The sequence below is a fragment of the Shewanella sp. genome (assembly GCF_051658185.1).
Lineage (GTDB): Bacteria > Pseudomonadota > Gammaproteobacteria > Enterobacterales > Shewanellaceae > Shewanella.
The window spans coordinates 1-8,700 of the sequence record NZ_JBOFMC010000208.1 but is presented as its reverse complement, the minus strand read 5'-3'; the positions used below and the strand labels follow the sequence as shown (position 1 = coordinate 8,700).

Sequence of the window (8,700 nt, the reverse complement as noted above, 5' to 3'; positions counted from 1 at the left end):
GGTCGCCATTGGGTGAAGGTGCCGGGCATTTGGTTAAAGGGCACAGCTTCATCGAAGGTGTGTAAATAGCTGCGGGTTTCCCCTTGGCCGGTCGCGCCATAATCGCGAAAGCATTGTTCAAGCCTTGCAAAATTATTCGCCTCAGGGCCAAAGTAGCTCAGGTTACGATTTTCGGCCTGAGATTTGCGGATCATCACTTCCATTTCCGCGCGGGTGTAGTGGTGAAAACTATCGCCCTCGACAAAGGCTGCGTTGATCCCGAGCTGGCGAAAAATATGGGTGAAGGCCGTGGTGGTGGTGGTGGTGCCTGCGCCGGATGAGCCGGTAACTGCAATAATAGGATGTTTTGCTGACATATTTTTACCTAGCGAGGACGCCTCTAGACTCACACGTTAACACCATAGGGGTATTTATACGGTACTGGGTTGGGGTTGGTCAATCTTGCCGCTTGGCGAGTTGTTCCGCCGTACGGATAGCGAATGACTCATCGTTTTCGCTGTATTCTACCTGCAGCCTGCCTTGTTTCAGTGCTTGTTTACAGCTTGCGATCGCGCATTCAAGTTCCTGTGCGTCGAGACTGGTAAAGCTGCCGTCTTCGATTTGGCTAAGCAGGTGTTCGCGGATGAGATTGGTTAAGGTCGTGTGAGGCAACTGTAGTAGTGCTTCATAGGGGATCAGCATGGTGGCTCCTTAGGGCGGTGTTGGTCGGGCTTTGGGGCAAAGCCGCGCCGCTCAGTAAAAAATCAAGAATGCGCCGCTCTAGGTAATATTGTGGCCGCCAAGGGCTGCCGCCATTAATAAAGCCCACGTGGCCACCAAAGGGGTGTAGCTCATATTCCACCTGTGTGGGCACTTGGCTCGGATGCGGGATCACGGCTTCGGTCATGAAGGGATCATCCTTGGCGTGCATGATCAGTGTTGGCTTAGTGATCCGCTCGATAAAGGCTAAGCCACTGGCGCGGTGATAGTAATCATTGACCCCCTGAAAGCCATGCAAGGGCGCGGTGACTTTATCGTCAAACTCGTGAAAGGTCGTTAATTGCATCAGTTGGCGTTCATCTAAGGGGATCATGCTGGCTAAATGTGGATCGGCTAACTTTTGGCGGATCTTTTGTTGTAATTGTTTGAGTAAATGCCGTTGATAGAGGGTAGAAAAGCCCTTTTCTAAGCGTTTAGCGCAGGCTGATAATTGCAGCGGCGCCGACACCACCACGGCGCGACTCAGTAGGCTATCGTCCTGATATTCGCCTTGGTATTTGGTGAGCACATTGCCACCTAAGCTGTAACCGACCGCGAATAAGGGAGAATGGGGATAGCGCCGCTTAAGTGCCGACAGGCTAAATTGCAGATCATCGGTATCGCCGCTGTGGTAACTGCGAGCCAGACGATTCACTTCCCCTGAACAGCTGCGATGGTGATGCACAACGGCGGTCAGTTGCTGTTGCCGACAGGCCAAGAGTAAGCGCCGTGCATAATGGGATTGGGCACTGCCTTCTAGGCCATGGAGGATCACGACGATTGCGTTACCGTCGACGCCTACGCCTTGCCAATCCAGATCAATAAAATCACCATCGGGTAACTCAAGGCGTTGTCTTTTGAGTACGGGTTTGGCCACCTTAGTTAAGACGGGCAAAATGGTTTGCACATGAGGGCTTTTGGCCCACCAAGGTGGCATAAAGGCATTTGACATGGAATGTTATCTTAGGGTTGGCTATTGCTGAAAATTGAAACGTGTGTTTAATTTAGCATCACATAGGCTAGCCAGTGTAGCACAATTGTTTATGATGCAGATATTTAGGAGAGTGTAATGCTCAGACGAACCTTTTTGCTCGGCGCGTTTGCAGGGACGGCGGCCTTGGCCTTAGGGGTTAATCTGTATGCGCCGGAATTTACGCCAGCCGAGGATAATGAGGGCGACGATTATCGTTTGCTATTGAGCGTGCTGTTACCTGTGATGCTCGAGGGGGCGTTGCCCGATGTGGCAAGCCATAAATTGGCGGCGCAAAATCGGACCTTAGATGCGATAAAGCAATCAATGGCGCTGCTGCCCGCAGAGCAGCAAGAGGAGCTCAATACCCTCTTAACCATGCTCAATCATCGGTTGGGATTGTTGCTACTGACCTCGAGTATGACGCCCTTACTGATGCGATCTCCCCGCGAACTTGCCGACATGCTCGAAACCTGGCGCCATAGCTATTTTTCTTTACTGCAAACCGCTTATTTAGGGCTGCGGGAATTGGTGATGGCCAGCTATTATGCCTGCCCAGAACATTGGGGGCGGCTACATTATGCCAAGTTTGAGTTAGTTAGCCCCTAACGGGCATTGAGATGAATCCCCATCATTCCCTGTGACACTGGAGCGTAATTTGGCCATCATCGATCCTATTTTGAACGGTTTACAAGACGGCTGGCGACATACCGACGCAAGCAAATTGTTGCACAATCAACATTTTGAAGCAGATGTGGTGATTGTCGGTACCGGTGCTGGCGGCGGCGTGGCGGCAGATATTCTGACTGCCGCGGGTCTTAGTGTCATCATGATTGAGGCCGGTCCGCTAAAATCCTCCCGCGACTTTACTATGGAAGAGCGCAGCGCTTACCCTAATTTGTATCAGCAGGCTGGCGCGATGAAAACCGCCGATAAAGCCATTGGGATCTTCCAAGGGCGTGCGGTGGGGGGCTCAACCACGATTAACTGGACGACCTCCATTAGAACCCCGCCGGAGGCGCTGGCTTTTTGGGAGCAGCACAAGTCGGTTACCGGCTTAAGTGAGGCGGCGCTGGCCCCGTGGTTTGCCCAAATGGAGCAGCGGCTCAATATTCAAGAGTGGTCCTATGATCCTAACCGCAATAATGCCGCCTTAAAGCAGGGCTGCATTAATTTGGGCTGGGACTACACTGTGATAAAACGCAACGTGCTGGGCTGTTGGAATACCGGGTATTGCGGCATGGGCTGTCCGGTCAATGCAAAACAATCAATGTTAGTCACCACGATTCCTGCGGCCTTAGATAAAGGGGCAAGGCTTATCAGCCGTGCCAACGTCGTTAACATTGAGCATCACAATGGGCAGGTGTTGGCCTTAAAAGCCCAAGCGCTGAATGAGCGTAACCAGCCTACTGGCGTTGAGCTGCAGTTTAAGGCGCGGCACTATATTTTGAGTGCGGGGGCGCTGCATACGCCGACTCTTTTAATGCGCTCAGCGGTGCCTGATCCTCATCAGCTTCTGGGTAAACGCACATTTTTACACCCAACGTTACTCTCGGGGGCCATTTTTGCCGATGCCATTAATGGCCATAGCGGCGCACCTCAATCTATCTATTCTGATCAATTTGTTTGGCAAGCTGGGGCGGAGGGGGAACTGGGCTATAAGCTGGAAGTGCCGCCAATTCATCCTGTGCTAATTGCCTCTAAAACATTAGGTTATGGTGCGAGCCATGCAGAGCTCATGGCCAAGTTTAATCAGTTGCAAGTCACTATCGCTCTTATACGGGATGGTTATCATCCCGATAGCCAAGGCGGCACAGTGCACTTAACCCCAACCGGCTTTAGCGTAGATTATCCTCTGACGGACGTCTTTTGGCGCGCGGCGCGGCGTGCCTTTGCTAGCATGGCGGAGCTTCAGTTCGCGGCGGGCGCGGTAAAAGTGTTACCCATCAGTGACGGCATGCCTTATCTCAGCTCTTGGAAAGATGCCAAAGAAACGATTGCGCAGATGTCTCTGGCACCGCTGCGTACCGTGGTGGCCTCGGCGCATGTGATGGGCGGCTGCCCCTTTGGTGAGGATGAGCAGCTTTCGATGGTCAACAGTTATGGTCAGTCCCATTATCTTGACAATCTGTCGGTCATGGATGGCTCAATCTTCCCCACCAGTTTAGGGGCCAATCCACAGTTATCGATTTATGGCATCACCGCGCGCAATGCGACCGCGTTGGCCCAGCGGCTGACCCAAGGGCGATAGGCGGCAGCTTTGGGCTGGCGCTTCAGCACTCCCCGAAGGCGCCGCGCCCCTCAGTGTTTGGCGTTATCTTGTGTTTAAGGCACAGTGTTTAAGACATAGCGTTTAAGACATAGCGTTTAAAGCATAGTGTTTAAGGCCAAGTGTTGAAGACTGACTCATTAAGTTAAGGCCAAGTGTTAACCTAAGCCTGTGTTAACCTAAGCTTGCATTCACTTCAGTTGCAGGCATGAGGTCACAGGCGTGTCAATGGCAGTGCTGCGACGGCTTGCGCGCTCAAGCCAAACAAACTGAGGTAACTGAGTAGGTTGGTTTGAGTGCCCTCGGGGCTGAGGGCTTGGATGGCGTGCAGGATACTGCGCTGGGCTTTACGCTCGAGCATCAGTTCCACCTCCAGCATCTGTTGATACTCATGGATGGCGAGGTGGCTTTTAGCGAGCCGGCGCAGGCGGCGAAAGGGGATAAGTAACGGCTCATCCCATTGGCGCATGACGTCAAGCAGGCTTTGCCACTGGGACAGGCTGTAGCATCGCGGGTTTGCACCCGCGACTGGGCTATCCAAATAGCAGGCCAGTAGCAATAGGTTAACGTTGACCTGCTGGTTATCCTGTAACTCAAGGCACAGTATTTTATTCTGGCCGTAGTAGTTATCGCACCAATCCCAAAGCTGGCTATCGAGTGGGGTGTTATCCAACATACTCATCCTTGTGCGTTCGTTTGTGCTAGCGTTCGTGGCGCCCCGCTACTGCGCCGTATTGACCTCAAGTTCTATAGCATCAATTTGTTCTTGTAACTCAAGCCATTGCATTTCACTTTCCTCTAGGGTTTGGGTTAAGTGGGTGCGCTCAGTTAATACCGCGGTGAGCTTGGCCTTGTTATCTTGATCGTATAATTGGCTATCGGCCAATAGATGCTCTAATTCAGCGAGGCGTTCGCTGAGTTTTTGTTGCTCAGTTTCTAATTTGGTTTGCTGGCGCTTAAAGGGCGAGACTTTTTGGCGAATTTCCGCCTCTAGGCGCTTTTGCTGTTTTTTATCGACGGCAGGTTTGGTGTCATCGCTATTATTGCTTTGATTGGCGCAGGCTTTAGCCGCATCCAATAACCATTGATGATAATCCTCTAGATCCCCATCAAACGCGCGCACTTCACCTTGGTCAACCAGATAGTAATCGCTACAGGTCAGCCGCAGTAAATGGCGATCGTGTGACACAATAACCATTGCGCCTTCAAAGGTTTGCAATGCCATGGTGAGAGCATGGCGCATTTCTAAGTCGAGGTGGTTGGTCGGTTCGTCGAGTAACAACAGATTAGGGCGCTGCCACACTAATAGGGCGAGCACTAAGCGGGCTTTTTCACCGCCTGAAAATGGCCGCACGGGGGAGAGGGCCATATCGCCATTAAAACCAAAACCGCCTAAAAAATTGCGTAATTCTTGCTCGCGGGCATGGGGGGCAAGGCGAACTAAATGCTGCAAGGGCGTGTCATCGAGGCGTAAAAACTCAATCTGGTGCTGGGCGAAATAGCCAATATTCAGCCCGGGATTGGGCTCGTATAACCCTGTCATCGGCGACAATTGGCCGGATAACAGTTTGATTAAGGTTGATTTACCCGCGCCATTGCGCCCAAGCAAGCCAATACGAGCACCGGGCACCAGGTTTAAATGCACTTTGCTTAAGATGGGGGTATCACCGTAACCCACTGCGACTTGTTCCATTTTGATTAACGGGTTGGGCAGCGCTTCAGGGGGGCGAAACTCCATGTAAAACGGGCTATCGGCTTGTGACGGTAGCAGCTCGGTCATTCGCTCCAATGCCTTTAAGCGGCTCTGGGCCTGTTTGGCTTTACTGGCTTTATAACGGAAGCGGTCAACGAAGGATTGGATATGGGCGCGCTCTTTTTGTTGGCGTTCAAAGGCGACCTGTTGCTGCGACATGCGCTCGGCACGGATACGTTCAAAGGCGCTGTAATTGCCTTTGTAAAAATTGAGTTTTTGGTTCTCGACGTGGACGATTTCATCCACAATTTCGTCGATAAAATCCCGATCATGGCTGATTAAAATTAAGGTGCCTTGATAGGACTTAATCCACCCTTCGAGCCAGTACATAGTATCTAAATCTAAGTGGTTGGTGGGCTCGTCTAGCAGCAGTAGATCGGAGCGGCACAGTAAGGCTTGGGCAAGGTTAAGGCGCATACGCCACCCGCCCGAAAAGCTTTTAACCGGATTATTTTGCTCGGCCTCGCTAAAACCGAGTCCCGCCAGCAACGCGCCCGCGCGGGCACGAATGGCATAACCGCCAATGGCATCGATTTTACCGTGAAGCGTCGCGATGGCATGGCCATCATTTTGAGCTTGGGCGGTATGCAGGTCGTTTTCTAATTGACGATATTCTTTATCACCATCGAGTACATATTCTAAGGCCGAAATCGCGAGCGCAGGCGTTTCTTGGGCGACGGTGGCAATTTGCCAGCCCGAGGGCAGGCTGAACTCGCCTTTATCGAGGCTCAAGTGCCCTAAAATTAATGCCAGTAATGAAGACTTACCTGTGCCGTTGGCGCCGACGAGTCCGACTTTATGGCCGGGATAAATCGTTAGAGAGGCTTCATCGAGCAGGATTTTACTGCCACGGATTAATTGCGCTTGGTTGATGCTGATCATTAACTACAACTTGGTGGTAAGGTGAATTCGTCAGGGCATGGATAATAGCCTACATAGCGAGCGCAGACCATAGCGAGCGGCCTGAACCGTGGGCTAAATCCCTCAAGGGCGAGTGCATGCCTGAATGTTTTGTCCATCACCCCCGCTATCCGCCGTCATCGCCGTGATATCCTGCCGCCAATCGTCGTTCTCACGCAAAGGCTGGTAATCCCACAGGACTGTGGCAAAATAGCGTGGCCTAAGCAGCTTAGGTGAGCCTTTAAGGCTAACTAATTGCCTTAAAAGCTAAATTTATCTTAAATCCTCACATCTACCCTAAACCCTAACATTTTCCCTAAAGGCTAAGAGTGGTCTAAGCGATGACAATGACAAAAATAAAAAAACGCTTTGTGGCGGGAGCGAAATGCCCTAAATGCAGTGCCCATGACAGTATTTTATTATTTAAAGAAAACGGTATCGAAACCGTTGAATGTACCGAGTGCGATTACCGCGAGCAGCAAACCGATATCAAAGTCACTCAAAAAGCCACGGGTGGAGTAATAGGCGTATTTAAGCCCGACTAACGGGCAGTGCCTGCACAAGAGAGGGAACTGGCACCTCGATGAAGTGGTAACGTGCTGGCATGCCAGCCGGGGCATCCCGTTTATCGCCACTCAATTTATCGACACGCTATTCATCGACACAATCGCCGTGGAGCAGTGCCCACGGCTGTGGCAAAGGGGGTTAGGCAACCATAAAAATAAGGATACCTAAGGCGATTCGATACCAAGCAAAGACACTTAATGAATGCTTAGCCACAAATTGAATCAGCCCATTAACGACCAGCAGGGCTGAAAAAAAGGCGGCAGTAAAACCGACCATAATCGCCCAAATGTCATCCATGCTTAATAAATGATAATGTTTTGCCGCATCATATACGGCGGCGCCCAGCATGGTGGGAATGGCTAAAAAAAACGAAAATTCGGTCGCCGTTTGGCGCGACACCCCAGATAACATGCCGCCGATAATGGTCGCGCCAGAGCGTGAGGTGCCGGGGATCATCGCGATACACTGAGCCACCCCGATGGCAATCGCCTGTTTAAAACCTATGTGTTCAATGCTAGCGATTTCATTGGTTTTTTTACGGCTTTCCACTAACAGAATAATCAGGCCGCCGATGATTAAGGCGCAGGCCACCACAGTGGTATTAAATAAAAACTGTTTAATGTGGCTGATAAATAACGCGCCAATCACCGCCGCGGGTAAAAATGCCAAGAGCACCACCGCAGCAAATCGCCGGGCCACAGGATCGGCCTGCACCACGCCACCGGCAAGCGAGAAGATTTTTTTTCTAAATAGCCAACATACCGCCAGAATCCCCCCCAATTGGATGACCACTTCAAACACTTTGGCCTCATGGGAGGGAAAATTAATCCAATCCCCAATTAAAATTAGATGCCCGGTACTTGAGATGGGGAGAAACTCAGTGACCCCTTCAATGACGCCCAGTAAAAATGCCTTAATAAAATACAGCCAATCTGCCATGTTGTGCCTTTATCGAGTAAGCCATTGCCCTGAAGGCAAAAATTACTCGATAAAATATCAGATTTTGCTGCGTTAGCGATTGTGTGAAAGATATTTAATTTGGAATGAGCCACTTTAGGTTTATCAAGTCATTTCCCTATAGCTGGGCTATGGTTGCGGTCAGTTGGAGCGTGGTTGCGGTCAGTTGGACTATCACGGTTCACGCAAAAAATCTGCTCACATCCAAAAAGTCTGCCATTCGGGGACTGCCTTGCGTTAAAAACTCGAGGATTGCGATAAATCATGCTGATGAGTGCGCGATTGTTGGGCGTGACATTTCTTTAACGATAAATTCAATTTTGAACAAACATCACAAACGTTATTTATTCAGGAACAATTATTTTGCTGTATCTAGGTGCGTTCTGTTTTAAATTGAATTGATAGCACTAAGCATTTTATTAAATCGTGTTGTGTAATAATTGCATGTCATTAGTTGTTGTAAAGTTAACTTTAATCATAAATTGTAACTAACAGTTAACTTGGTCCAGTAAGTGAATTATGGCCTAATGAGATTGTGCTCGAAAA

At 50.4% G+C, this 8,700-nt stretch carries 8 protein-coding genes and 1 pseudogene; 3 read left to right on the top strand and 6 right to left on the bottom strand.

Annotated elements, in window-relative coordinates; all coding sequences use genetic code 11:
* From ACRCZA_RS08235 to ACRCZA_RS08225, 3 genes and pseudogenes are all read right to left on the bottom strand, one after another.
* Positions 1 to 356 (bottom strand): annotated as a pseudogene (locus ACRCZA_RS08235) (phosphoribulokinase); the annotation flags it as partial.
* Positions 357 to 435: 79 nt separating this feature from the next.
* A complete protein-coding gene (locus ACRCZA_RS08230; protein WP_438673971.1) occupies positions 436 to 681 on the bottom strand; it encodes a YheU family protein in 246 nt (81 codons plus the stop codon).
* Positions 665 to 1,690, bottom strand: coding sequence for a hydrolase (locus ACRCZA_RS08225; protein WP_438673970.1), 1,026 nt, complete (start codon positions 1,688 to 1,690; stop codon positions 665 to 667). The genes ACRCZA_RS08230 and ACRCZA_RS08225 overlap by 17 nt, the downstream gene beginning before the upstream one ends.
* A 117-nt stretch (positions 1,691 to 1,807) precedes the next feature.
* Here ACRCZA_RS08225 and ACRCZA_RS08220 point away from each other — a divergent pair, with 117 nt between their 5' ends.
* Together ACRCZA_RS08220 and ACRCZA_RS08215 are read left to right on the top strand one after the other, a co-directional pair.
* Entirely contained in the window at positions 1,808 to 2,317 is a 510-nt protein-coding gene (locus ACRCZA_RS08220; protein WP_438673969.1) for a TAT leader-containing periplasmic protein, read from the top strand.
* 49 nt (positions 2,318 to 2,366) lie between these two features.
* Entirely contained in the window at positions 2,367 to 3,959 is a 1,593-nt protein-coding gene (locus ACRCZA_RS08215) for a GMC family oxidoreductase N-terminal domain-containing protein (protein WP_438673968.1), read from the top strand.
* Between the two features lie 232 nt (positions 3,960 to 4,191).
* Here the strand turns inward: ACRCZA_RS08215 and ACRCZA_RS08210 are convergent, their stop codons facing one another.
* Positions 4,192 to 4,653: a DUF2390 domain-containing protein gene (locus ACRCZA_RS08210; RefSeq protein ID WP_438673967.1), complete on the bottom strand. Its 462-nt coding sequence runs from the start codon at positions 4,651 to 4,653 to the stop codon at positions 4,192 to 4,194.
* 45 nt (positions 4,654 to 4,698) lie between these two features.
* Complete coding sequence (locus tag ACRCZA_RS08205; protein ID WP_438673966.1) at positions 4,699 to 6,612, bottom strand: ABC transporter ATP-binding protein; 1,914 nt, start codon at positions 6,610 to 6,612, stop codon at positions 4,699 to 4,701.
* 359 nt (positions 6,613 to 6,971) lie between these two features.
* Here ACRCZA_RS08205 and ACRCZA_RS08200 point away from each other — a divergent pair, with 359 nt between their 5' ends.
* On the top strand, positions 6,972 to 7,175 hold the full coding sequence (locus ACRCZA_RS08200; protein WP_438673965.1) for a YheV family putative zinc ribbon protein: 204 nt from the start codon (positions 6,972 to 6,974) through the stop codon (positions 7,173 to 7,175).
* 160 nt (positions 7,176 to 7,335) lie between these two features.
* Here ACRCZA_RS08200 and ACRCZA_RS08195 read toward each other — a convergent pair whose 3' ends face one another.
* Positions 7,336 to 8,136, bottom strand: coding sequence for an undecaprenyl-diphosphate phosphatase (locus tag ACRCZA_RS08195; RefSeq protein ID WP_438673964.1), 801 nt, complete (start codon positions 8,134 to 8,136; stop codon positions 7,336 to 7,338).
* Positions 8,137 to 8,700 lie beyond the last annotated feature (564 nt).

Bases quoted from the DNA above. Each gene is read 5' to 3' on its own strand.
- ACRCZA_RS08230 (WP_438673971.1), bottom strand. From the start codon at position 681: ATGCTGATCCCCTATGAAGCACTACTACAGTTGCCTCACACGACCTTA.
- ACRCZA_RS08225 (WP_438673970.1), bottom strand. From the start codon at position 1,690: ATGTCAAATGCCTTTATGCCACCTTGGTGGGCCAAAAGCCCTCATGTG.
- ACRCZA_RS08220 (WP_438673969.1), top strand. From the start codon at position 1,808: ATGCTCAGACGAACCTTTTTGCTCGGCGCGTTTGCAGGGACGGCGGCC.
- ACRCZA_RS08210 (WP_438673967.1), bottom strand. From the start codon at position 4,653: ATGTTGGATAACACCCCACTCGATAGCCAGCTTTGGGATTGGTGCGAT.
- ACRCZA_RS08205 (WP_438673966.1), bottom strand. From the start codon at position 6,612: ATGATCAGCATCAACCAAGCGCAATTAATCCGTGGCAGTAAAATCCTG.
- ACRCZA_RS08200 (WP_438673965.1), top strand. From the start codon at position 6,972: ATGACAATGACAAAAATAAAAAAACGCTTTGTGGCGGGAGCGAAATGC.
- ACRCZA_RS08195 (WP_438673964.1), bottom strand. From the start codon at position 8,136: ATGGCAGATTGGCTGTATTTTATTAAGGCATTTTTACTGGGCGTCATT.